General features: G+C 67.3%; 24 protein-coding genes. 12 read left to right on the top strand and 12 right to left on the bottom strand.

The genetic code is table 11. The features are described from left to right. The first annotated feature begins 60 nt into the window (after window positions 1-60). The 3 genes from pstS (ACZYY4_RS01155) to pstA (ACZYY4_RS01145) are packed head-to-tail and all read left to right on the top strand — an operon-like array spanning window position 61 to window position 3,098. Window positions 61-1,176 (top strand): phosphate ABC transporter substrate-binding protein PstS, encoded by a 1,116-nt coding sequence (pstS, locus tag ACZYY4_RS01155; protein WP_463807582.1) that lies wholly within the window; start codon window positions 61-63, stop codon window positions 1,174-1,176. A 45-nt stretch (window positions 1,177-1,221) separates the two neighbouring features. Next, window positions 1,222-2,196, top strand: a complete 975-nt coding sequence (gene pstC, locus ACZYY4_RS01150; RefSeq protein WP_463807581.1) for a phosphate ABC transporter permease subunit PstC — start codon at window positions 1,222-1,224, stop codon at window positions 2,194-2,196. Further along, window positions 2,193-3,098, top strand: coding sequence for a phosphate ABC transporter permease PstA (pstA, locus tag ACZYY4_RS01145; RefSeq protein ID WP_463807580.1), 906 nt, complete (start codon window positions 2,193-2,195; stop codon window positions 3,096-3,098). The genes pstC (ACZYY4_RS01150) and pstA (ACZYY4_RS01145) overlap by 4 nt, the downstream gene beginning before the upstream one ends. Window positions 3,099-3,122: 24 nt before the next feature. Here the strand turns inward: pstA (ACZYY4_RS01145) and ACZYY4_RS01140 are convergent, their stop codons facing one another. The 8 genes from ACZYY4_RS01140 to ACZYY4_RS01105 all read right to left on the bottom strand — a co-directional run bounded on the left by ACZYY4_RS01140 (window position 3,123) and on the right by ACZYY4_RS01105 (window position 12,232). Beyond that, on the bottom strand, window positions 3,123-5,111 hold the full coding sequence (locus ACZYY4_RS01140) for a serine/threonine-protein kinase PknD (protein ID WP_463807579.1): 1,989 nt from the start codon (window positions 5,109-5,111) through the stop codon (window positions 3,123-3,125). Window positions 5,112-5,334: 223 nt separating this feature from the next. Next, the gene (pstS, locus tag ACZYY4_RS01135) at window positions 5,335-6,435 is read right to left on the bottom strand and encodes a phosphate ABC transporter substrate-binding protein PstS (RefSeq protein ID WP_463807578.1); all 1,101 of its coding nucleotides are present in this window, start codon (window positions 6,433-6,435) and stop codon (window positions 5,335-5,337) included. 88 nt (window positions 6,436-6,523) lie between these two features. Next, a complete protein-coding gene (gene pstB, locus ACZYY4_RS01130) occupies window positions 6,524-7,300 on the bottom strand; it encodes a phosphate ABC transporter ATP-binding protein PstB (protein WP_463807577.1) in 777 nt (258 codons plus the stop codon). Between the two features lie 65 nt (window positions 7,301-7,365). Continuing rightward, window positions 7,366-8,280, bottom strand: a complete 915-nt coding sequence (gene pstA / locus ACZYY4_RS01125) for a phosphate ABC transporter permease PstA (RefSeq protein ID WP_463807576.1) — start codon at window positions 8,278-8,280, stop codon at window positions 7,366-7,368. Further along, the gene (pstC, locus tag ACZYY4_RS01120; RefSeq protein WP_463807575.1) at window positions 8,280-9,290 is read right to left on the bottom strand and encodes a phosphate ABC transporter permease subunit PstC; all 1,011 of its coding nucleotides are present in this window, start codon (window positions 9,288-9,290) and stop codon (window positions 8,280-8,282) included. Before pstC (ACZYY4_RS01120) ends, pstA (ACZYY4_RS01125) begins: the two co-directional genes overlap by 1 nt. A 12-nt stretch (window positions 9,291-9,302) precedes the next feature. Beyond that, window positions 9,303-10,409 (bottom strand): phosphate ABC transporter substrate-binding protein PstS, encoded by a 1,107-nt coding sequence (gene pstS / locus ACZYY4_RS01115; protein WP_463807574.1) that lies wholly within the window; start codon window positions 10,407-10,409, stop codon window positions 9,303-9,305. A 108-nt stretch (window positions 10,410-10,517) separates the two neighbouring features. After that, a complete protein-coding gene (mshD, locus tag ACZYY4_RS01110) occupies window positions 10,518-11,444 on the bottom strand; it encodes a mycothiol synthase (protein WP_463807573.1) in 927 nt (308 codons plus the stop codon). Continuing rightward, entirely contained in the window at window positions 11,441-12,232 is a 792-nt protein-coding gene (locus ACZYY4_RS01105; RefSeq protein ID WP_463807572.1) for a winged helix-turn-helix transcriptional regulator, read from the bottom strand. Before ACZYY4_RS01105 ends, mshD begins: the two co-directional genes overlap by 4 nt. A gap of 81 nt (window positions 12,233-12,313) precedes the next feature. Between ACZYY4_RS01105 and lmeA the strand changes: the two genes are divergently transcribed. From lmeA to ACZYY4_RS01070, 7 genes are all read left to right on the top strand, one after another. After that, window positions 12,314-13,084, top strand: a complete 771-nt coding sequence (lmeA, locus tag ACZYY4_RS01100) for a mannan chain length control protein LmeA (RefSeq protein WP_463807946.1) — start codon at window positions 12,314-12,316, stop codon at window positions 13,082-13,084. Further along, window positions 13,081-13,515, top strand: coding sequence for a thioredoxin family protein (locus ACZYY4_RS01095; protein WP_463807571.1), 435 nt, complete (start codon window positions 13,081-13,083; stop codon window positions 13,513-13,515). The genes lmeA and ACZYY4_RS01095 overlap by 4 nt, the downstream gene beginning before the upstream one ends. A gap of 28 nt (window positions 13,516-13,543) precedes the next feature. Beyond that, window positions 13,544-13,633, top strand: coding sequence for a putative leader peptide (locus tag ACZYY4_RS01090; protein WP_369127102.1), 90 nt, complete (start codon window positions 13,544-13,546; stop codon window positions 13,631-13,633). Window positions 13,634-13,726: 93 nt separating this feature from the next. Next, window positions 13,727-14,182, top strand: a complete 456-nt coding sequence (locus ACZYY4_RS01085; protein ID WP_463807570.1) for a DUF4395 domain-containing protein — start codon at window positions 13,727-13,729, stop codon at window positions 14,180-14,182. A 52-nt stretch (window positions 14,183-14,234) separates the two neighbouring features. Further along, complete coding sequence (locus ACZYY4_RS01080) at window positions 14,235-15,068, top strand: sulfurtransferase (RefSeq protein ID WP_463807569.1); 834 nt, start codon at window positions 14,235-14,237, stop codon at window positions 15,066-15,068. 1 nt (window position 15,069) lies between these two features. Then, on the top strand, window positions 15,070-15,372 hold the full coding sequence (locus ACZYY4_RS01075; RefSeq protein WP_463807568.1) for a DUF1416 domain-containing protein: 303 nt from the start codon (window positions 15,070-15,072) through the stop codon (window positions 15,370-15,372). 118 nt (window positions 15,373-15,490) lie between these two features. Next, window positions 15,491-16,189, top strand: coding sequence for a heme-binding beta-barrel domain-containing protein (locus ACZYY4_RS01070; RefSeq protein ID WP_463807567.1), 699 nt, complete (start codon window positions 15,491-15,493; stop codon window positions 16,187-16,189). Between the two features lie 63 nt (window positions 16,190-16,252). Here the strand turns inward: ACZYY4_RS01070 and ACZYY4_RS01065 are convergent, their stop codons facing one another. Continuing rightward, window positions 16,253-17,119 carry an aminodeoxychorismate lyase gene (locus ACZYY4_RS01065; protein WP_463807566.1) on the bottom strand — a complete coding sequence of 289 codons (867 nt, stop codon included), beginning with the start codon at window positions 17,117-17,119 and terminating at the stop codon, window positions 16,253-16,255. A gap of 35 nt (window positions 17,120-17,154) precedes the next feature. On the opposite strand from ACZYY4_RS01065, the gene ygfZ reads away from it, so the two are divergent. After that, on the top strand, window positions 17,155-18,234 hold the full coding sequence (ygfZ, locus tag ACZYY4_RS01060; RefSeq protein WP_463807565.1) for a CAF17-like 4Fe-4S cluster assembly/insertion protein YgfZ: 1,080 nt from the start codon (window positions 17,155-17,157) through the stop codon (window positions 18,232-18,234). Window positions 18,235-18,370: 136 nt separating this feature from the next. Beyond that, a complete protein-coding gene (locus ACZYY4_RS01055; protein ID WP_463807564.1) occupies window positions 18,371-18,538 on the top strand; it encodes a DUF3073 domain-containing protein in 168 nt (55 codons plus the stop codon). Between the two features lie 38 nt (window positions 18,539-18,576). Here ACZYY4_RS01055 and purM read toward each other — a convergent pair whose 3' ends face one another. Genes purM through ACZYY4_RS01040 form a run of 3 tightly spaced genes read right to left on the bottom strand, consistent with a single transcriptional unit; the run spans window position 18,577 to window position 22,087 of the window. Next, window positions 18,577-19,668, bottom strand: coding sequence for a phosphoribosylformylglycinamidine cyclo-ligase (gene purM, locus ACZYY4_RS01050; protein WP_463807563.1), 1,092 nt, complete (start codon window positions 19,666-19,668; stop codon window positions 18,577-18,579). 35 nt (window positions 19,669-19,703) lie between these two features. Beyond that, on the bottom strand, window positions 19,704-20,948 hold the full coding sequence (locus ACZYY4_RS01045) for an acyl-CoA dehydrogenase family protein (protein ID WP_463807561.1): 1,245 nt from the start codon (window positions 20,946-20,948) through the stop codon (window positions 19,704-19,706). After that, entirely contained in the window at window positions 20,945-22,087 is a 1,143-nt protein-coding gene (locus ACZYY4_RS01040) for an acyl-CoA dehydrogenase family protein (RefSeq protein ID WP_463807560.1), read from the bottom strand. Before ACZYY4_RS01040 ends, ACZYY4_RS01045 begins: the two co-directional genes overlap by 4 nt. Between the last annotated feature and the right edge of the window lie 25 nt (window positions 22,088-22,112).

The raw sequence follows: 22,112 nt of genomic DNA, 5'->3' as shown, positions 1-22,112 counted from the left end.
GGTCGAACCGGTGGTACAGCTGGTTGTTCATCAACGCTGACTAGTCCGAAAGGCCCCTAGATGAAACTGAACGGTTACGGTGCGGCACTGGGAATTCTGGCCACCGGAACGCTCGCATTGTCCGGCTGCGGCAGCGACACCAACAACTCCTCCCACGGCTCCGCTTCGTCCGGGGGTGCGTCTGCCAGCAGCGACTGCGGCGGCGCCGAAACGTTGAAGGCAAGCGGATCGACGGCCCAGCAGAATGCGATGGCCCGATTCGTCAAGGCATTCATCGCAGAGTGCGCCAATCAGACGGTGAACTACACCGCCAACGGGTCCGGCGCTGGCATCCGGGAGTTCATCGGCGGCCAGACCGACTTCGCCGGCTCCGACGTGCCGCTCAGCGCCGATGAGGCCACACAGGCGCAGCAGCGTTGTGAGTCCCCGGCGTGGAACCTGCCGGTGGTATTCGGTCCGATCGCGATCACCTACAACGTCGCCGGTGTCGACAATCTGATACTCGACGGCCCGACGGCCGCGAAGATCTTCAACGGCGCCGTCACCAGCTGGGACGACCCTGCGGTCAAAGCCCTCAACCCAGACGCCGCGCTGCCCGCCGCGCCCATCCACGTGGTGTTCCGCAGCGATGAATCCGGTACGACCGACAATTTCCAGCAGTACCTGGACGGCGCGTCGGACGGCGCGTGGGGCAAGGGCGCCGGAAAGTCGTTCAACGGCGGCGTCGGCGAGGGCGCCAAGGGCAACGACGGCACCGCGGGCGCGATCAGCACCACCGATGGCGCGATCACCTACAACGAGTGGTCGTTCGCGCAGGCGAAGAATCTGCACACTGCGCAGATCGTCACTTCGGCCGGGCCGGATCCCGTGACGATCAGCACCGAATCGGTCGGCAAGACGATCGCCGGGGCCACCATCGCGGGCCAGGGCAACGATCTGGTGCTGGACACCGCTTCGTTCTACAAGCCGAGCCAGGCCGGCTCGTACCCGATCGTGCTCGCGACCTACGAGGTGGTCTGCTCGAAGTACCCCGATGCCGAGGTGGGCACCGCCGTGCGGTTGTTCCTGAAGTCCACCATCTCCTCCGGGCAATTCGGTTTGGATGAGAACGGCTACGTGCCGATCCCAGACGCTTTCAAGCCGCGCTTGTCGACCGCAGTCGACGCCATCGAGTGACCTCCCCGCGCCACCGGTCACCGCGGTTTCGAGGCTGTTGCCGCCATGCTCGGTAACACCTCGAAGCCGTCGGTGCCCACTGCACTGCGCCGGCAGAGCGGGTCCGGCGGGGAACGGATATTCCGGGCAATCGCAGTGGCGGCCGGTACGACGGTCGTCGTCACGATCGCGCTGATCGCCGTCTTCCTGCTGATCCGCGCCGTACCCTCACTGCGCGCCAACACCGCGAATTTCTTCACCACCGCTACATTCAGCACCGGCGGCGCCAACGGTCTGGCGTTCGGAATCCGGGACCTGCTGCTGGTGACGGTATTGACGTCGCTGTTCGCATTGGCACTGGCTGTGCCGATTGCGATCAGCATCGCGGTATTTCTCACCCGCTATGCACCGCGGCAGCTGTCCCGGCCGTTCGGCATCATCATCGACCTGTTGGCGGCGGTCCCGTCCATCATCTTCGGGCTGTGGGGGATCTTCGTGCTGGCACCGATGCTCTATCCGGTGGCGAAATTTCTCAATCGTCACCTGGGCTGGTTGTTTCTGTTCGCCAAGGGCAACGTGTCCCTGGCCGGCGGCGGAACGATTTTCACCGGTGGAATCGTGCTGGCAGTGATGATCCTGCCGATCATCACCTCGGTAGCCAGAGAGGTCTTCCGGCAGACCCCGACCGCCCACATCGAGGCGGCACAGGCGCTGGGCGCCACCAGATGGGAAGTGGTGCGGATGGCCGTGCTGCCCTACGGCCGCAGCGGCATCATCGCCGCGTCGATGTTGGGGCTGGGCCGTGCACTGGGCGAGACGATAGCCATGCTGATCATCCTGCGGGCGGCTACCCGCCCCGGGAACTGGTCGCTGTTCGACGGCGGATACACATTTGCATCCAAGATCGCGTCCGCCGCCTCCGAGTTCAGCGCCCCGCTGCCGACCGGCGCCTACATCGCCGCGGGTTTCGCACTGTTCGTCCTGACATTCGTCGTCAACGCCGCCGCGCGCGCGGTGGCCGGCGGCAAGGTCAACGGATGAGCACCACCGCACTGAACACCCCGACCAAGGTCCGGGAGAGCAGCCACATCAGCCTGCGGCGCCGGGTCAAAGACCGTTTCGCCGCACTGATGTTCCTGGTCTCCTTCGGAATCGCGACGGTTCCGCTGATCTGGCTGTTGTGGGTGGTCATCGCGCGCGGCTGGCGGGCAGTCATCCACACGTCCTGGTGGACCAACTCGCTGCGCGGCGTATTGCCCGATGAATTGGCCGGCGGGGTGTATCACGCGTTGTACGGAACCCTGGTGCAGGCCGGGGTGGCCGCCGTCCTGGCGGTACCGCTCGGCCTGATGACCGCGGTATACCTGGTCGAATACGGGTCCGGCTGGTGGGCCCGGTTGACGACGTTCATGGTCGATGTGCTCGCCGGAGTGCCGTCGATTGTCGCGTCGCTGTTCGTCTTCAGTTTGTGGATCGCCACTCTGGGCTTCGAACAGAGCGCACTCGCAGTGTCTTTGGCACTGGTGCTGCTGATGCTTCCCATTGTGGTGAGATCCGCCGAGGAGATGCTCCGCCTGGTTCCCGACGAGCTGCGGGAAGCCAGCTATGCGTTGGGCGTGCCGAAGTGGAAGACGATCATCCGGATCGTGATTCCCACCGCATTGTCAGGGATTCTGTCCGGAACATTCCTCGCGCTGGCCCGAATCATCGGTGAAACCGCGCCGGTGCTGGTCCTGGTCGGCTACAGCCGCTCGATCAACTACGACATCCTGCACGACAACATGGCCTCGTTACCGCTGCTGATCTACAGCGAGCTCGGCAATCCCGAAGCCGCCGGCTACACCCGGGTGTGGGGCGCGGCATTGACCTTGATCATCGTGGTCGCGTTCAGCGCCGTCATGGCCGCGGTGGCAACCCGGCTCACATCGATACGAGGACGCTGACCCACCAGGGGCCGACGGATCGCGCTATGCGCCGGCGGCCAGCTTGACCACCCGATTGTTGCCGCGGTCAGCCACGTACAACCCGCCGTCCGCGTCGACCACCACCTGCAACGGAGTGTTGAGACCGGCGAACGGCAACTTGGTCTGGTTGCTGGTTCCGGCGTCCAGCTTCATCACCTTGTGGCTCTCGTGGTTGGTGACGTAGACGTTGTCGGCGCGGTCGACCGATACGCCCCACGGTGAGGACAGATCGGTGAACGGAACGTCTGTCTGGGTATCCGACCCGGCGCTCAGGCGCACCACCCGATCATTGTCGGTGTCGGTGACGTAGACGTTCCCGGTGCTGTCGACGGCTACGTCATCAGGATTACGCAACCCGGTGAACGGCAGCACGACCTGCGCGTCGGCCCCTGCCGGTAACTTGACCACCCGGTTATTGCCCCGGTCGGCGACATAGACGCTGCCCTGAGCATCCACCGTCAGCCCCTCCGGGTAGTTGAGCCCGGAGAACGGCAGCTCGGTCTGCTCGCCGGTGTCCGGCACCAACTTCACCACCCTGTTGTTGAAGTCGCTGACATAGATCGAGCCGTCAGTGGCTACGCCCACCCCCTGCGGCTCGTAGAGGCCGGTGAACGGCAGCACTTCCGGGCTGGATGATCCCGGTGCCAATTTCAGCACCCGGCCGTACATGCTCTGGTTGGTGATGTACAGGTTGTCGTCACGATCCAGCGCCAGGCCGCCCGGGGAGAGCCGAAAGTTCAGCCCATCCAATGGCAGGACGCTCTGCCCGCTCGCCGAGGCCGCACCGGTCGAACTCGTCCCACGGGTGAGCGCATATCCGGCGGCCACGCCCACAACGGCGAGCACCAGTGCCGCCGCGGCGGCCGGCAGCAGCCACTTGCGCCGCCGCCCGGGCGATGCCGCCGGGGCGAACGGCCGGCTATCGAAACGTTCGGGCGCCGCCCGACGTTCGGGGGCCGGTCGCTCCCGCCACGAACCGTCGATCGCCGGGCGGGCCATTGTCGCGTCGAATCCGCCCGTCTGCCCGGGCTGACCGGGATAGCCACCGGTGGGCCGGTCGGTTGTGCCGCCGACCGCGATTCCCGCAACGCTGACCGGGCGGTCGGCTTCCTCACCCCGCCGTACGATCATGGCGGCCCGATGCTGCTCGGCCACCGTCAGCGCATCATGAGCGGCGTGGGCCAGATCCCCGGCGCTGCTGTATCGGTCCCAGGGGCTTTTCGCCATTCCCCGGGCGATCACCTGGTCGAGGGCGATCGGTACGACGCCCGGTCGCAGCTGACTGGGCCGCGGCGGGGGCTCCATCAGGTGCGCGGTGATCAGCCGCTCGACGCTGTCGGCCCGGTAGGGCGGCACGCCGGTCAGGCACTCGCTGAGCACGCAGGCCAGTGAATAGATGTCGGACCGATAGGTGACTTCGTCGGCGCCGAAGCGTTCCGGCGCCATGTAGTTGTAGGTCCCCAGCGCGGTGCCGGTCTGGGTCAATCCCGGATCGGTCGCGGCGCGCGCGATACCGAAGTCGACCAGGTAGGCGAAGTCACGGTGGGTGATCAGAATGTTCTCCGGTTTGACGTCGCGGTGCGTCACCCCATTGCCATGGGCGGCGTCGAGCGCGGCGGCTACCTGATCGATGATGGCCACTGCTCGTGCCGGATTCATCGGACCGGACCGCCGCAGCACCGCGGCCAGGTCGTCGCCGTCCACCAGCTGCATCGCGACGAACATCTGCCCGTCGATCTCGCCGTAGTCGTGGATGGGCACCACGTGCGGTTCCCTGAGCTGGCCCGCCGCGTCGGCTTCCCGTTGCATGCGCGCCCGGAACATCGGGTCATTCGTCAGAGGCGCCGAGATCAGCTTCAGTGCGACCGACCGATGTTTGCGGACGTCTTCGGCTTCGTAGACCTCACCCATCCCGCCACGGCCCAGTAGCCGCAGCAGCCGGTAGGGCCCGAACTGCGTACCCACCAGCGAATTCGCCTCACGACTGTCCACTAAAACTCCCTCCGACCCAGCCGCACCGGTGGCACCGATGTGACTTGTTCTGCAGCACGACTGCAGCCACCGTCCCAGTTGAAGGACAGGTTAACGAAAGGTTACAGACTGACCTTAAGAAATGGCTGCATTCCTGGTCAGAATGAAACTCAGATGAACCAACGAATTCATTTCGGAAACGGCCAACAGCTTGCCGTCGGTTGCAGCGCGGGCCGGCCGACTACTATTGGATCGCGTCGATCGCCGTCCGCAATTTCGATTGGAAAGTATCCGGCAGCGGTATGTAGCCGTACTGATCCAAATCTTCCTGGCCCGCGCCGATCGCTGCGTTCATGAATGCCTTCACCGCCAGCCCACTCGAGGCGTTGGGGTATTTGGAGCAGACGATCTCGTAGGTCACCAGCACAATCGGATAGGCCTCGGCGTCAGTCGGCTTGTAGAACGATGACGTGTCGACCACCAAATCGTTGCCCTCGCCGATGAACTTGGCGCCGGCAATGGTTTTCTCCACCGAGTCGGTGGAGATCATCACGGGTTTCGGGCTCGCCGAGGTGACGATCCGGGCCATTTTCAACTGCCGTCCCACCGCAAAAGACCATTCGTTATAAGTAATCGCACCCTCGGTGCTGCGCAGCAGGGCGGAAGTGCCGTCGTTACCGGTGGCGCCGACACCGACGCCACCGTTGAAAGTTTTGCCTGTGCCCTTGCCCCAGGCGCCGTCGGAGGCAGCGTCGAGATATTTCTGGAAATTGTCGGTGGTGCCGGATGAGTCACCGCGGTACAACACCCGGATCGGCTCGGCCGGCAATTGAACACCCTTATTGAGAGCGGTCAACGCGGGGTCGTCCCAGCTGGTGATGGTGCCGTTGAAGATCTTCGCCAACGCCGGTCCGTCCAAGTCGAGATCGCTGACACCACTGACGTGATAGGTGACCGCGATCGGACCGAAGACCGTGGGCAGATGCCATGCCGGCGATCCGCAGCGGGCCGCCGCCCGTTGCGGCTCGCCCGTCGACGGGTCCAGGGGCGAGTCGGATCCGGCCAGCTGGGTGTGGCCACTGGCGAACTGCGCCACCCCCGTACCGGACCCGTTCGCGTGGTAGTCCAACGTGTAGTCCGGACACGCCCGAATGTAGGCATAGACGAACTGCTCGATCGCGTGGGCCTGTGCGGTGGACCCGCTGGCGAGCAGCTTCTTCTTCCCGCCGCACTGCACCGGTATCGCCGAGGCGGAGTCCGAGGACCCTGAGCTGCCACAGCCGGCAACCAGCAGCAAGACCGTCGCAATCAAGCTGAACGCGACGCCGAAGCGATTGGACTTCACGGCGCTCCTCCCGGCGGTGCTGTTCACCACACCGTAGTCGATCTCAGTGTCAGAATTACCGCCAATCTACGCAGCGGTCCGGTCCGGGTCAGCCGAAACGACCCGAGATGTAGTCCTCGGTCTCCCGGCGGCTCGGATTGGAGAATATCTTCTCGGTCCCGTCGATCTCGATCAGCCTGCCCGGTTTACCCACGGCCTCGAGATTGAAAAACGCGGTCTGGTCACTGACCCGGGCGGCCTGCTGCATGTTGTGGGTGACGATGACGATCGTGTAATCCTGCTTCAGCTTGGAGATCAACTCCTCGATCGCCATCGTGGAGATGGGGTCCAATGCCGAGCAGGGTTCGTCCATCAACAGCACATCGGGCTGCACCGCGATGGCCCGCGCGATGCACAATCGCTGCTGCTGCCCACCAGAGAGCCCACCGCCGGGCTTGTCCAGCCGGTCTTTCACCTCATTCCACAGGTTGGCGCCGCGCAGCGAATGCTCCACGGTCTCGTCGAGCAACCGACGGTTGCGAACACCCTGCAATTTCAGCCCGGCTACGACGTTGTCGCGGATCGACATGGTGGGGAACGGGTTCGGGCGCTGGAACACCATGCCGATGGCCTTACGCACACCGACCGGGTCGATCGCCGAGCCGTAGATGTCCTCACCGTCGAGCAGCACCGCCCCCTCGACCCGGGCGCCGGAGATGACCTCGTGCATCCGGTTCAGGGTGCGCAACACCGTCGACTTGCCGCATCCGGACGGGCCGATGAACGCGGTCACGCTGCGCGGTGCAACCGACAGTGTCACATCGGCAACGGCGTGGAAGGCCCCGTAATAGATGTTGAGATCGGTCAGGTCCAACCTTTTAGCCACCGTGCAGCACTCCTAATATTCTCGAACTTCTTGGGCCCACCGCTTCGCGTTGGATCGCCGACAGACTAGAACTTCTTGGGCGCGAACACCCGCGCCCCGAACCTGGCCGCGATGTTCAGTATCGCTATCAACACAATCAGCGTCAGCGCGGCACCCCAGAGCCGATCGGTGGGAACCCCGCTGGTACCCGCGCCCGCTGAGGTCTGGTCGTACATCATGCCTGGCAACGACCCCATGAAGCCATGGAACATGTCGAAATTCATCGCCTGCGAATAGCCGACCAGGATCAGCAGCGGCGCCGTCTCGCCCATCACCCGCGCCAGCGCCAGCAGAATCCCGGTGACGATCCCCGACAGCGCGGTCGGGATCACGATGCTGGTGATGGTCTTCCACTTCGGAGCCCCCAGCGCGTAGCTGGCCTCCCGCAGGTCCATCGGAATGATCCGGAGCATCTCCTCGGTCGCCCGCACGATCACCGGGACCATCAACAGCACCAACGACAACGACACCGCGAAGCCGGAGCGGTGGAATCCCAGGGTGGCCACCCACAGCGCGTAGATGAACAACGCTGCCACGATCGACGGCACGCCGGTCAGGATGTCCACCATGAAGGTCGCCAGCTTGCCGAGCCTGGTGCCGGCGCCGTACTCGACGAGATAGATCGCCACGAAGATCCCGATCGGGATCGACAGCGCCGCGCACACCAGTCCCTGCAGCAGTGTCCCGACGATCGCGTGGTAGGCGCCGCCCCCGGCCGCGAACGCCGTCATGCCGGCCTGCGAATGCGTCCACCAGGCGCTGGAACTGACCGCGCCGAACCCGTGCTCGATCACCGAATACATCACCCACACCAGCGGCACCAACGCGACTCCCATCGCGAGGGTGACCAGCACCGTCGCGATCGCGTTGGCCACCCGGCGACGCAGGCTGACCGTCGCAAACGTGCGCTCCTTGACCGGTCGGTCCAGCAGGGCGGTCATCAGTGCACCTTCTTCGTGATGGCCGCCCGCGCCAACGCGTTGACCACCAGCGTCAGTAGGAACAGCACCAGCCCGGCCGCGATATAGGCGCCGGCCTTGTACTGATCGTTGAACTCCGACGCGGTGGCGGCGATCTTGGTGGCGAAGGTGGAGCCGCCGTCGAACAGCGACCAGTTGAACGCCTTCTGGGTGGCCCGCAGAATGATCAGCAGGGCCACCGTCTCACCGAGTGCCCGTCCCAGGCCCAGCATCGCGGCGCTGATGTATCCGGACCGACCGAACGGCAGCACCACCGTCTTGACCACTTCCCAGCGCGTCGCCCCCAGCGCCAGCGCCGCCTCGACCTGGCCGCGGGGTGTCTGGGCCAGCACCTCCCGGGTGACCGCGGTGATGATCGGCAGGATCATCACCGCCAGCACGATTCCGCCGGTGAAGATGGTGCCCCCGCCGGCCACCGATGCGTTGCCGGTGGCGAACAGGAAGAACCCCCCGAGATTCTCGTTGAGCCATTGCGCGCCGTCCCGCAGCTGCGGCGCCAGCACGTACAAGCCCCACGCCCCGTAGATGATCGACGGCACGGCGGCCAACAGTTCGACCATGTAGGCGAGCGGTCCCACGAGTCGCCGAGGTGCGTATTCGGCGAGGTAGACCGCGACTCCCAGGGCCACCGGCATGGCCAGCGCCAGGGCGAACATCGAGACGAACACCGTCACCTGCAGCAGCTCCGCGATGCCGAAATGCATGGCAGAGGTGTCGGTGGTGACCCAGCTACCGGCGAAGGTGAAAAAGTTCTCCTGGTTGCGCCGCAACGCCGGAATCGCCCGCAGCAGCAGAAAGCCCCCGACAGCTGTGATCAAGATGATCACCAGCACACCCGAGGCTTCGGCCACCCAGAGGAATGCCCGGTCCTGAAGATGGCTTCCGGCCGAACGCGTCCTCGTCGGGGTCACCGACGAGGACGACGACGTGGTAGGAGATGATCCGGCGACGCTAGCCACCCCCCATCGCATGCGGCACGCCGGCTACTGAATCGCGTCGATCGCGGTGCTCAGCCGCCGCTGGAACTGATCCGGCAGCCGAACATATCCCGCACCCGACAACTCGTCCTGGCCGCTGGTCGAGGCCGACTTCAGAAACGATTTCACGGCCGCCGACGTGTCCGGGTCGTAGCCCTTGGAGCAGACGATCTCATAGGTCACCAAGACTAGCGGGTAGGCGGCCGGCTGCTTGGTGCTGTAGAGCGACCTCAGATCCAGCCGCATGTCGTTGCTGTCCGGGGTCACGAACCCGGCCGATTGGATCGCGACCCCGGCCGCGTCGTCGGTGGCGGCGACCACACCGGCGCCGGAATCGATCATCGCGGATCGAAGATTCGCCTGGTCGGCGAAGCCCTTCTCGACGTAGCCGACGGCGCCGGGCGTGCTCTGCACCGCCTGCACCACCCCGGCCGACTTCTGCGCGCCTTCACCGACGCCGCCCTGGAATTCGCTGCCCTCGCCCTTGTCCCAACTGTGCGGCGCGGCGGCGCTGAGGTACTTCTGGAAGTTGTCGGTGGTTCCCGAGGAGTCCGATCGGTAGATCGGCGTGATGGCGATCGCGGGCAGCTCCACACCCGGGTTCAGGGCGACCAACGCGGGGTCGTCCCAGCTGGTGATCGCTCCGCTGAAGATCCGGGCCAGCACGTCCGCGTTGAGCACCAGGTGCTCGACCCCATCGAGGTGGTAGGCCATGCTGACCGGGCCGAACACCAGCGGCAGGTGCCACGCCGGGTTGCCCCCGCCGCAGCGGGCGGCGGCCTGCCCGACCTGCGCCTCGCTCAGCGGCGAATCGGATCCCGCGAAATCGACGTGGCCGGCGATGAACTGTTCACGGCCCGCGCCCGATCCGGTCGGGTTGTAGGACAGGTTCTTGCCCGAGCACTCTTTGCCCCACACCTGATTGAACACGGCGATCGCGTTCTGTTGGGCGGTCGAACCCTCGGCAGTAAGCGTGTTCTTCCCGGCGCACTCGGCGGAACCCGACGCACGGGCGCCGGTCGAATCGCCGGAGTTGTTGTCGCTGCCGCACCCGCTCAGCGCCAGCCCTAAGGCCGCCGCCAATAGGGCAACACCCGCCGTCGTGGCTTTCATTGCTCCTCGTTTCCTCGCTCGGCGTTCAAATCCCCCCGGAACGTATGCGGCACTTATGGATGGCAACCGCATGGCAGGTGAACGCCTGGTGAACAGATCGACGTCCCGTCAACCACCCGTCGCCCCGGCCAAATCTCCAAAGGCGGTGTCGACGTTGTGCACGGTGAAGCCCAGCTGCTGATAGGTCCGCAACGCCGCGGTGTTGTCCGCCTCGACGTAGAGCAGCACGGTCGGCGGGTCGGCATCGGCGAGCCGGTCGGCCAGATAGGACAGGCCCACCTCGGTGAGCGTGCGGCCCAGGCCGCGGCCCTGAGCGGCCGGATCGACGCCGACGACGTACACCTCGCCGACGGGTGCGGTGCCGGGGTGGATCTTGGTCCAGTGGAATCCCAGCAGGGTTCGATCGGCGGTCTCTTGAATGTCTGGGAACGCCAGGAAGAGCCCGTGCGGATCGAACCACGCCTCGGCCCGCCGTTCGGCCACGTCCGCCGGCGTCCAGCCGCCTTGTTCGGGATGCCAGCTGAAGGCGGCATTGTTGACCCGCAACAACTCGGCGTCGTCCACCTCGCCCGCATAGCTGCGGATCATCACCCCGGCCGGGATCGCCGGTTCCGGTAACCCGCGCAGTGACCGGCGCATCTGCAGCAGCTCACGCACCGTGACCAGGTTCAGCGCGGCGGCGGTGGCCCGGGCTTCCGGCAGCGTGCCGTGCGCCCAAAACCGGTTTCGCCCTTCGGTCTTCGCCAGCGCGGCACGAACCATCGCGGACCCGATACCGCGTCGCCGGGCCTGCGGAGCCACCACCAGTTCGGCCGTCGGCGCGGTGTCGTCCGACGGCGCACTCAGGTTCAGGTAGCCCAGCAACGTACCGGCATCGGCCGCGACGAGATGCCCGGTACGGGTCCCGGCAAGCTCGCGCAGTACCTGCTCACCGACCGGCGCGACGCCGTCATGGCGTTCCGCAGCGACGATCAACTCCCGGACCTGCTGCTGCTCGTCGTCGGTGAGTGCGGCACGCCACCCGGGGACGGTCACTGACTGGCCAACGACTCAGGCGCACCATCATCGGCGGGGTCGGCCGGGTCGGCACCGTCGCCGACATCGAGATCTTCGATCGCCCCGTCCTCGTCGTCCGACACGCCCACGGGTTTGCCCCGAACCGGCCGTACCGCCTTGTAGCCGACGTTGCGAACCGTGCCGATCAGCGACTCGTATTCGGGCCCGAGCTTGGCGCGCAGCCGCCGGACGTGCACGTCGACGGTGCGGGTGCCGCCGAAGAAGTCGTACCCCCACACCTCCTGCAGCAGTTGCGCCCGGGTGAACACCCGGCCGACGTGCTGGGTGAGATATTTGAGCAGCTCGAATTCCTTGTAGGTCAGGTCCAGCGGCCGGCCGCGCAGTCGCGCGGTGTAGGTGCCCTCGTCGATCACCAACTCGCCGAGCTTGGTCTGGCCGGAGGCCTGATCGGCGGCCGGTGCGGCGCGCCGCCCGGTCAACAGCCGCAGCCGGGCGTCGGTCTCGGCGGGCCCGGTGTCCGGCAGCAGGATTTCGTCGATCCCCCACTCGGCGTTGACGGCCACCAACCCGCCCTCGGTCACCACCGCCACCACCGGCACCGACCCGGCAGTGGTGCTCAGCAACCGACACAGCCCGCGGGCCCCCGCCAGATCGGTGCGCGCGTCGACGATCACCACCTCCGCAGAACCGGCCTCGAGCAGCGCGGAAACCTCCGGCGGCGCTGTCCGCACAGGATGTGCCAGCAGCGACAGCGACGGCAGCACCGCTTCGGGGTGCAGGTCAGCGGTCAACAGCAGTAGCTCCAACGAGGCCCTCCAGCGTCCCAGGTGATCTAACGATAGCGTGCGACCTGCCAGAATGGCCGGGTGCGCAGGGTGCTTATCGGGATGTCGGCCGTGATCGCGGCTTTGGCGGTCGCAGCCGCCGGGGTCGATTTCGGGACCAGCGTCTACGCCGAATACCAACTGTCCCAGGCGGTGCGCCGGGCAACCGACCTCGGATCGGACCCCTTCGTGGCGATCCTGGGGTTCCCGTTCATCCCACAGGCGCGCCGCGATCACTACGACGAAGTGGAGATCAAGGCCCCCGCCGTCGAGCAGCCACTGATCGGCAAGGCGATGCTGGAGGCCACCATGCACTCGGTCGACCTGAGCGAGGCGTCCTGGCGGTTCCGGCCGGGCGCCAAGATCCCGGTCGCCAAACTGGAGAGCCGGATCATCATCGGCTCGGTGCATCTGGGCCGCTATCTCGGGATCCGTGACCTGATGGTGGAGGCGCCACCGAGTGAGACCAACGACGCCACCGGCGGCACCACCGAGTCGGGGATCTCCAGCGGTCACGGGCTGGTGTTCACCGGAACGCCGGCCGGCTTCGGCAAGCGGGTCAGCGTGGCGGTGGACCTGTCGGTCAGCGGCACCGACCGCAGCACGCTGGTGATCACCCCGACCGGGGTGCTGACCGGCCCGGACACCGCCAACCAGCACGTTCCCGACGACCAGCGGGCCCAGGTGCTGGCGGCCTTCGGTGGCAGCCTGCCCCAGCAGCGGCTGCCGTTCGGGCTGGTCCCGACCAGCCAGGGCGCCCGCGGCTCCGATGTGATCATCGAGGGCATCGCCGCCGACAGGACCGTCACCCTGCCGGAGTTCCGCCGGCCATGAGCGTGATCGCGATCGTCGCCGGGTGTGCGCTCGCGAGCGTGATCGGGTGGTGGGTGAACCGCCGGGCCGGGGTGCTCAGGACGGTGGCGGCCAGCGGTTCCGGGGCCGGCACCGACGATGAGTCCGCGGCCGCATTCCTCGGGTTGGAGCCCGGCGGCCCGGCGGTGGTGCACTTCTCCGCTCCGTGGTGCGGACCGTGCGCTGGGGTTCGCCGGGTGGTCGAGAAGGTCTGCGACGATCTCGGCGGCCCGGAGAAGGTCGCGCACCGCGAGATCGATATCGACGCAAATCCCGCTGCAGCGCGGATGTTTTCGGTGCTGTCGCTGCCTACCACGCTGATCTTCGATGCCGACGGCCGACAGCGCTACCGGGCTGCCGGCGTCCCGACGGCCACCGCCCTGCGGTCCGCGCTGGAGCCTCTGTTGGCTTGATCGCCCCCACATTGGGTAAGCTGACATCGTGTTCGCCCGCCTTGAGCTTGTGCTCACCAAGCGCCGCACAGTCGACCTGTGCCGCACCGCGGGCTGCTGCTGTTGTCGCTGTCGCTGAGTCGCCGCGTTTTCGCGTCGCTCTCGGAGCCGCCCGGAAATCCGTGGCATGCCTCCACCAGCCATTCGCCACGACAGCTTTAGGGAGCCCTCCATGCGGGACACCAACACCCACACCGCGCAGGTAGACGTCCGGGGTCCCCGGTTCGCCGCCTGGGTCACCACCGCGGTTCTGGTGGTCGTCCTGCTCACTTTCGAGTTCAGCCCGGTCGTCGCGACGGTCTTGCTGGCCGGCCAGGCGCTCGTGTTCGCGGTCGGCGCGGTGCTGGGCCCTCGCCGCCACCCCTACGGCATGCTGTTCGCCCAGCTGGTGGCGCCGCGGCTGGGCCCGGTGACCGAGCGGGAGCCGGTGGCGCCGCTGAAATTCGCCCAGCTCGTCGGGCTGGTTTTCGCGCTGGCCGGAGTCGCCGGTTTCGCCGCCGCCCCGGTGGTCGGGCTGACTGCCACGGCGTTCGCACTGGCGGCGGCCTTCCTCAACGCGGCCTTCGGCATCTGTCTGGGCTGTCAGCTCTACCCGCTCGTCGTGCGCCTGCGCCCGACACCGGCATGACCACTGTGTTGCCCAATAAGTCGTTCCCCACGCTTTAGGAAAGGATCCCACTATGGCTCGCTCCGACGTCCTGGTCTCCACCGACTGGGCTGAGAGCAATCTCGACGCACCCAACACCGTCTTCGTCGAAGTCGACGAAGACACCAGCGTCTACGACACCAACCACATTCCCGGCGCAATCCGGCTGGACTGGCGTAAGGACCTGCAGGATCCGGTCCGCCGCGACGTCGTCGATGCCGCCGCGTTCTCCAAGCTGCTCTCCGAGCGCGGCATCGCCAACGACGACACCGTGATCCTCTACGGCGGCAACAACAACTGGTTCGCCGCGTTCGCCTACTGGTACTTCAAGCTCTACGGACACGACAACGTCAAGCTGCTCGACGGTGGCCGTAAGAAGTGGGAGCTCGACGGGCGGCCGCTGTCCGGCGATAAGGTCAGCCGGCCGGCCACGTCATACACGGCCAAGCCGCTGGACGAGTCGCTGCGGGCACGGCGGGACGAGGTGGTCGCCGCGATCAACACCAAGAACCTCGTCGATGTGCGCTCCCCCGAGGAGTTCTCCGGCAAGATCTTGGCGCCGGCGCACCTGCCGCAGGAGCAGAGCCAGCAGCGCGGCCACATCCCCAGCGCGATCAATGTGCCGTGGAGCCGCGCCGCCAATGAGGACGGCACCTTCAGGTCCGACGGGGAGCTGGCCAAGCTGTACGCCGACGCCGGTCTGGACGGCGAGAAGGAGACCATCGCGTACTGCCGGATCGGTGAGCGCTCCTCGCACACCTGGTTCGTGCTGCGCGAACTGCTCGGACACCGCAACGTCAAGAACTACGACGGCAGTTGGATGGAATACGGCTCCCTGGTGGGCGCCCCGATCGAATTGGGAAGCTGATATGTGCTCTGGACCGAAACAAGGACTCGCCTTGCCGGCCAACGTCGACCTGGAGAAGGAGACGGTGATCACCGGCCGCGTGGTGGACAGCTCCGGTGCGACCGTCGGCGGCGCCTTCGTGCGACTGCTGGACGGCTCCGAGGAGTTCACCGCGGAGGTCGTTGCCTCGGCCACCGGTGACTTCCGGTTCTTCGCCGCGCCGGGCTCGTGGACAGTGCGGGCACTGTCCTCGGCGGGCAACGGTGACGCCGTGGTGACGCCCTCGGGGGCGGGCATCCACGAGGTCGACATCAAAGTCGCCTGACGAGTCGAGATAGACTGCCTCTCGTGGTTTTGTTCTTCGAGTTGATGCTGGTGGCGGCGACTGGCCTGATCACCTGGTTCGCGCTGTACACGCTGTACCGGCTGATCACCGACGAGATGTGAGCGCACCCGACGGTGACGCGCAGGGCGGTGGCGACCGCCCGGTCGTCCCGGGTTCGGGCGACCGCGCGGTAGCCGCCGCTGCGGAACGCGCCAAAGAGACCGCGGCGCGCAACATCCCGGTGTTTGTCGACCTCCCGGTGGCCGACACAGCGAACCTGCGTGAAGGCGCCAACCTGCACGACGCCCTGTTGGCGCTGCTGCCGTTGGTGGGGGTATGGCGCGGCGAAGGTGTGGGCCACCGTGCGCACGGCGACTACCGGTTCGGCCAGCAGATCGTGGTCTCCCACGACGGTGGCGACTATCTGAACTGGGAAGCGCGGTCCTGGCCGCTCGACGATGCCGACGAGCTGGCCGGGCCGGCCCTGCGGGAGACCGGTTTCTGGCGGTTCGTCTGTGATCCTGGCGAACCGGGACGACCTCCGGACGAGTCACAGGCCATCGAGCTGTTGCTGGCGCATTCGGTCGGCTACGTGGAGTTGTTCTACGGACGCCCACACGGTCCGGCGTCCTGGGAGTTGGTCACCGATGCCCTGGCGCGCAGTAAGTCGGTGGGCTCGTTAGGCCTGATGGGCGCAGCCAAGCGGCTCTACGGGATTGTCGAGGACGGCGACCTGGCCTACGTGGAGGAACGGGTGGACGCCGACGGCGAACTGGTGCCGCATCTTTCGGCACGGCTGGCCCGCTTCGCCGGCTGACTTCCTCGTTGACTCTGCGCCCAGGGCGTGGCCCACTAGCACTTCTGCGCCGTGCCCGCAGTGTCAACGCCCGATGGCTGCGTCGACCAGCTGAGTGAACTCGGCGTCCGGAACCCGTGGTTTCAGTACCCGGCCGTCCAAGGTATGCACCCGAGCGGCCAAGGTGATGCTGGAGATCAGCCAGATATCCTGCGCGGCAACAAGATCCGCAGTCCGCAACGGCGCGTACTCGCAACGGTAGCCCGCACCGCGAGCCACCTCGAACAGCGCCTCGGCGGTGGTGCCGCGCAGGATCGGCTGCGACGCCGGCGGCGTGACCATCCGCCCTGGCTCCACCACGACCACGGTGGAACGCGGACCCTCCAGAACGTAGCCATCGGAGCTGATGAAGATCACGTCGTCGGCGCCCTGCTTGGCGGCGTGGCGCAGCGCCGCCATGTTGACCGCATAGGACAACGTCTTGGCGCCGGCCAGCAGCCACGGCAGCGGCTGCCCTTCCGCCGGCAGGCCACGGTCCAGGGTCAGCGCCGTCACGCCCTGTCGGCGGGCCGCGGTGATGCGAGCCGGCAGCGGGGTGATCATCACGTATGCCGTTGGCTGCGGGCTATTTTGGGAACCACTTTCCCGGCCACGGCTGTAGATCAGCCGCAAGGCCCCCTCACCGACTGCCGCCCATTGCCGCACCGCCGTATCGACGGCGCGCCGCCAGTCGGCAAGATCCGGGGCGGGAAGTTCCATCAGCTCGGCGGAACGGGCCAACCGCTGCAGGTGCGCGTCGAGCAGACAGGCTGCACCGTCGCGCACCAGCAGGGTTTCGAAGACGCCGTCGCCGCGCAGCACGGCCAGGTCGTCGGCGTACAACAGCGGGGAATCGGCGACCGCTCCGCCGCCGACGGTGACGATCGTCACGGCGTGATGATCGGCGGGCATGGCCCCTGAGCGTAGCGGCTCCGTAGAGTTGACGTGTGCCCGCCGTCCCCGCCCCCGATCCCGGCCCCGACGCGGGCGCAGTCTGGCACTACGGCGATCCGTTCGGCGAACAGCGAAGCGCCCAAACCGAAGCCGTGCTGGTGGATCGATCCCATCGGGCGGTGCTCACCGTGAGCGGCTCGGAGCGTAAGACGTGGCTGCACACGCTGTGCACCCAGCACGTCGCCGATCTGCCCGACGGCGCCAGCACCGAGAACCTGACCCTGGACGGTAAAGGCCACATCACCAATCACTGGGTTCAGACCGAACTGCGCGAGCGCAGCTATCTCGACACCGAGCCGTGGCTGGGTGATCCGCTGGCCGAGCACCTTCGCAAGATGGTGTTCTGGGCGGACGTGGCGATCCAGCCGGCCGATCTCGCGGTGCTGTCACTGCTGGGCCCCCGCCTCGCCGACCCGGCGGTGCTCGACGCACTGGGCGTGGCCGCGCTGCCCGGGGCGGAGGCGGTGGCGATCGGAGACTCGGACGGGTTCGTGCGCCGGGGGCCCGGCGAGCACGCGCTGGAGCTGCTGGTTCCGCGCGCCGAGAAGGGCGACTGGCAGCACCGGCTGGCCCGGGCGGGGGTGAAGCCGGCCGGGGTGTGGACCTACGAGGCGCAGCGGGTGGCCGCGCGACGGCCGCGGCTGGGCGTGGACACCGACGAGCGCAGCATCCCGCATGAGATGAACTGGATCGGCGAGCCCGGCAACGGCGCGGTGCACCTGGACAAGGGGTGCTACAGCGGCCAGGAGACCGTGGCCCGGGTGCACAATCTGGGCAAGCCACCGCGGATGCTGGTGCTGCTACACCTGGACGGATCGGCGGACCGACCGTCCACGGGCGACCCGATCACCTCCGGTGGCCGCCCGGTGGGCCGGCTGGGCACCGTGGTGGATCACTTCGAACTGGGCCCGATCGCGCTGGCACTGCTCAAGCGCGCACTGCCGGCCGACACTCCCCTGTCGACCGGCCCCGACGGGGAGGTCAGCGCGGTGATCGACGCCGAATCGATGCCGCCGCCGGATGTGCGGGGCGCGGGGCGGGTCGCCGTCGACCGGCTGCGGGGCCGAGCTTGATGGTCGTCACACCGGCGCAGGCCAGCTCGGCAGGCGCGGGCACGGCACGGTAAGCTGTCGGCAGGACAATAAACACACTCAGATCGGAGCCGCCTGCTCGTTGGGCCGCTCCGTTATTGCGCGAGGGGGTCCCCCCATGGGCCGCGGCCGGGCTAAGGCGAAGCAGACCAAGGTTGCTCGGGAGCTGAAGTACAGCTCACCGACAACTGATTTCACTCAGCTCCAACGTGAGCTGGCTGGGTCTGAGGAATCCAACCACGACGGCGACGACTCGTGGAACGGTGACGACGACTGGCGTCGCTGAGCACTGAGGCGTAACGCCGAGCCAGGAAGAAAAAGCCCCTAGAACCTCGGGTGCTGTCCGACCAGCTTGGCGCCGGCACCTTTCTTGGCGTTCTTTCCGGCCTTGGCCACCGTGCCGAGCGGCCAGCAGTTGACGTGGCGAGCGGTCAGGATCGCCAGCGCGCGATCGGTGTCCTCCGGTCCGACGACCGCGACCATGCCGACGCCCAGGTTGAACGTCTTCTCCATCTCGACCCGAGTGACCCGGCCGCGCTGCGCGATCATCGCGAACACCGGAGCGGGGGTCCAGGTGCCGCGGTCCACCTCGGCGATCAACCCATCCGGGATGACCCGGGCCAGGTTGCCGGCCAGGCCGCCACCGGTGACGTGGCAGAAGGTCCGCACCTGGGTCTCGGCGGCCAGCGCCAGACAATCTTTGGCGTAGATGCGGGTCGGCTCCAGCAGCTCCTCCCCCAAGGTGCGGCCGAACTCCTCGACATGACCGGCCAGGTTCATCCGGTCGATGTCGAGTAGCACCGCGCGGGCCAGCGAGTAGCCGTTGGAGTGCAATCCCGACGACCCCATCGCGATCAGCACGTCGCCGGGGCGCACCCGATCCGGCCCGAGCACGTCGTCGGCTTCCACCACGCCGACGCCGGTCGCGGAGATGTCGTAGTGGTCCGGTTCCATCAGGCCCGGGTGCTCGGCGGTCTCGCCGCCGAGCAGTGCACAACCGGCCTGCACGCACCCTTCGGCGATGCCGGACACGATCGCACCGACCCGTTCCGGAACCGTGCGACCGACGGCGATGTAGTCCTGCAGGAACAGCGGCTCGGCACCGCACACCACCAGGTCGTCGACCACCATCGCGACCAGGTCGATGCCCACGGTGTCGTGCTTGTCCATCGCCTGGGCGATCGCCAGTTTGGTGCCCACCCCGTCGGTGGAGGACGCCAGCAGCGGCTCACGGTAGTCGTTGCGCAGCGCGAACAGCCCGGCGAATCCACCGAGCCCGCCGCGCACCTCCGGCCGGGTGGCCCTGGCGGCCAGCGGTTTGAACAGTTCGACGGCCCGGTCACCGGCGTCGATGTCCACACCCGCCGAAGCGTAGGTGACGCCCTGGGTGTTCGATTGTGCTGCGGGATCCGTCATCGCGGTAAAGGTTACCGTGCTCACGCCTGCCGCGGTCAGGCCCTGTTGTGTCGGACCTGGTTGAACGGGACACCCCGGTCGGCGGCGTATTCGCGGGGCAGGCCCAGCATCCGTTCGGCGATGACGTTGCGCGCCATCTCGTTGCTGCCGCCGCCGAGTGCCACCGTCTGGCGGGACAGGTACCGTTTGCCGACCTTGAGCAGGTGCGCCTCGTCCTCGACCACCCCGAGCGGGCCGGCGACCTGCATGGCGGTGTCGACCTCCAGGAAGGTCACGTCGGAATGGAACAGCCGGATGAGCGAGCCCGCGGCCGGCGGCAGCGCCCCGGTGCGCATGGCGCGTCCGACATGGTCGACGAGGCAATCGCGGACCATCCGGCGGGCCAGCACCCGGCCGATCCTGTCCTGGGTCAACGGGTCATCGGCGGTTCCGGCTTCGGCGGCCAGCGTGAGGAAGTCACCGGCAGCCATCTCGGTGCGTTCGGCGCCGCGGCCGCTGGCGAACTCCGAACCCTGGCCGACGGCGCGACGCTCGTGGAACAGCAGTCGGGAGGCGACGTCCCAGCCCTTGTTGACCTCACCGACGACCGCGTCGTCGCCGAGGCGCAGACCGTCGAAGAACTCCTCGCAGAATTCATTGGATCCGTCGACCTGCTGGATGCGCCGCAGCGTCACGCCGGGTGCGGTGATCGGCATCAGGAACATGGTCAGGCCGTCGTGCTTGGGCACCGTCGCGTCGGTGCGGGCCAGCAGCAGCCCGTAGTCGGCGGCGAAGGCACTGGTGCTCCAGGTCTTGGCGCCACTGATAACCCAGCCGTCGCCGTCGCGGTCGGCCCGGGTGATCAGCCCGGCCAGGTCGGATCCGCCGCTGGGCTCGGAGAGCAGTTGGACGAGCACCTCGTCACCGCGTAGCGCGGCGCTGATGTGCTCGCGCTTCTGCTCCTCGCTGCCGGTGTCGAGCAGGGTCGCGCAGCAGATGGTGAAGGTCGGAACGTTGAGGATCAACGGCATCTCGTAGCCGTCGGATTCGACGTCGAAGGCCTTCTGGTAGCTGATGTCCAGGCCGAGGCCACCGTATTCGGGGGGGAAGCAGATCCCGGCGAATCCGCCCTCGTACAGGCGTCGCTGAAGGTCGCGGGCGCGCTGCCAGGCACCCTCGTCGTCCCGCCCGTTGCGGGGCGGGGTCTGCGGGTCCAGCCGCGGCATGTTGTCGGCCAACCAGGCACGCGCCCCGGAGGCGAACTCCTCAACGCTGAGCTCTGTTGCGGCGGTCTGACTCATGCTGCGGGCTCCGTGGTGTTCGCGGCGGCGAAGATGGCCTGGTGGTGCTCGCCGGGGGTGCCGAGCAGATTGCTGTACAGGGTGATCCTCCGCAGGTAGACGTGCAGGTCATGCTCCCAGGTGACGCCGATACCGCCGTGCAGCTGAATGCACTCCTGGACCAGCAGGCCGGCGTGCTCCCCCAGGTAGGACTTGGCGGCGCTGGCCCACATCCCGGCGTCCGGGGTTCGCGCGGCAATCTTGTCGACGGCGCCGGCGGCGACGGCGCGGCCGGCGTGCAGCCACATGGTCATGTCGGCGAGCCGGTGTTTGAGCGCCTGATAGGACGCCAGCGGCCGGCCGAAGCTGTACCGATCCCGGCTCCACTCCAGCGTCATGGCCAGCACGGCGTCCAGGATTCCCACGGTTTCAGCGCACGTCAGCGCGATCGCGACCTGGGTCTGCCGGTCGATGAGTTCCGCTGTCTGTGCGGCAGTGCCGACGACTGCCGCCGAATCGATCTCGACGTCATTGAGCTCGATTCGCGTGTACTGCTTCACCAGGTCGATGCAGGCCTGCGGGCGCACCGTCACGCCGGGGGCGTCGGCGCGGATCAGGAACTGGCGCAGCGCACCGTCGTCGGTGCGGGCGCCGATCAGAATCAGGTCTGCCTGCGCGCCGGCCTCGACCCGGTCCTTGACGCCGTTGAGCCGGTAGCCCGCATCGGTGGTGGTCGCTGTGACGCTCGACTGGTGCGGCGTAAAAGCCCGGCCCGGTTCATCCGCCGCCCAGGTGGCCACCTGCTCGCCGCCCACCAGTGCCGCGACGCTCGCGGCGTGGTCATCGGCGTTGTCCGCGTCGATCAGACCGGCCAGCACGGTGCTCACCGGGTAGAGCGGCCCGGGCGCAACGGTGCGCCCGACCGCTTCGGCGATCGCCGCCAGGTCGTGCAGACCGCTGCCCGAGACGCTGCCCCCACCGAGATCCTCGGGCACCAGCAGGCCGGCCCAACCGAGTTCAGCTGCCTGCTGCCACCACCTCGGGTCATACGACCTGCCCTGGGTGTGCAGGTCACGTTGCCCGCTCAGCGTCGCGGTCTTGTCGAGAAACGCGCGAGCCGTGGCGACGAACAGTTCACTCTCCGTGGACAAGTCGGTCACATGGCCTCCTTCTGGGCGCCAAACG

This window comes from Mycobacterium sp. IDUB_21, assembly GCF_055419425.1.
This window is presented reverse-complemented; position numbering and strand designations above follow the sequence as displayed.

Bases quoted from the DNA above. Each gene is read 5' to 3' on its own strand.
- ACZYY4_RS01055 (WP_463807564.1), top strand. From the start codon at position 18,371: ATGGGCCGCGGCCGGGCTAAGGCGAAGCAGACCAAGGTTGCTCGGGAG.
- pstA (WP_463807576.1), bottom strand. From the start codon at position 8,280: ATGACCGCCCTGCTGGACCGACCGGTCAAGGAGCGCACGTTTGCGACG.
- ACZYY4_RS01075 (WP_463807568.1), top strand. From the start codon at position 15,070: ATGTGCTCTGGACCGAAACAAGGACTCGCCTTGCCGGCCAACGTCGAC.
- ACZYY4_RS01065 (WP_463807566.1), bottom strand. From the start codon at position 17,119: ATGCCCGCCGATCATCACGCCGTGACGATCGTCACCGTCGGCGGCGGA.
- pstC (WP_463807581.1), top strand. From the start codon at position 1,222: ATGCTCGGTAACACCTCGAAGCCGTCGGTGCCCACTGCACTGCGCCGG.
- pstA (WP_463807580.1), top strand. From the start codon at position 2,193: ATGAGCACCACCGCACTGAACACCCCGACCAAGGTCCGGGAGAGCAGC.
- pstS (WP_463807582.1), top strand. From the start codon at position 61: ATGAAACTGAACGGTTACGGTGCGGCACTGGGAATTCTGGCCACCGGA.
- purM (WP_463807563.1), bottom strand. From the start codon at position 19,668: ATGACGGATCCCGCAGCACAATCGAACACCCAGGGCGTCACCTACGCT.
- lmeA (WP_463807946.1), top strand. From the start codon at position 12,314: ATGTCGGCCGTGATCGCGGCTTTGGCGGTCGCAGCCGCCGGGGTCGAT.
- ACZYY4_RS01095 (WP_463807571.1), top strand. From the start codon at position 13,081: ATGAGCGTGATCGCGATCGTCGCCGGGTGTGCGCTCGCGAGCGTGATC.
- pstS (WP_463807574.1), bottom strand. From the start codon at position 10,409: ATGAAAGCCACGACGGCGGGTGTTGCCCTATTGGCGGCGGCCTTAGGG.
- ACZYY4_RS01045 (WP_463807561.1), bottom strand. From the start codon at position 20,948: ATGAGTCAGACCGCCGCAACAGAGCTCAGCGTTGAGGAGTTCGCCTCC.
- ACZYY4_RS01085 (WP_463807570.1), top strand. From the start codon at position 13,727: ATGCGGGACACCAACACCCACACCGCGCAGGTAGACGTCCGGGGTCCC.
- ACZYY4_RS01080 (WP_463807569.1), top strand. From the start codon at position 14,235: ATGGCTCGCTCCGACGTCCTGGTCTCCACCGACTGGGCTGAGAGCAAT.
- pstC (WP_463807575.1), bottom strand. From the start codon at position 9,290: ATGCGATGGGGGGTGGCTAGCGTCGCCGGATCATCTCCTACCACGTCG.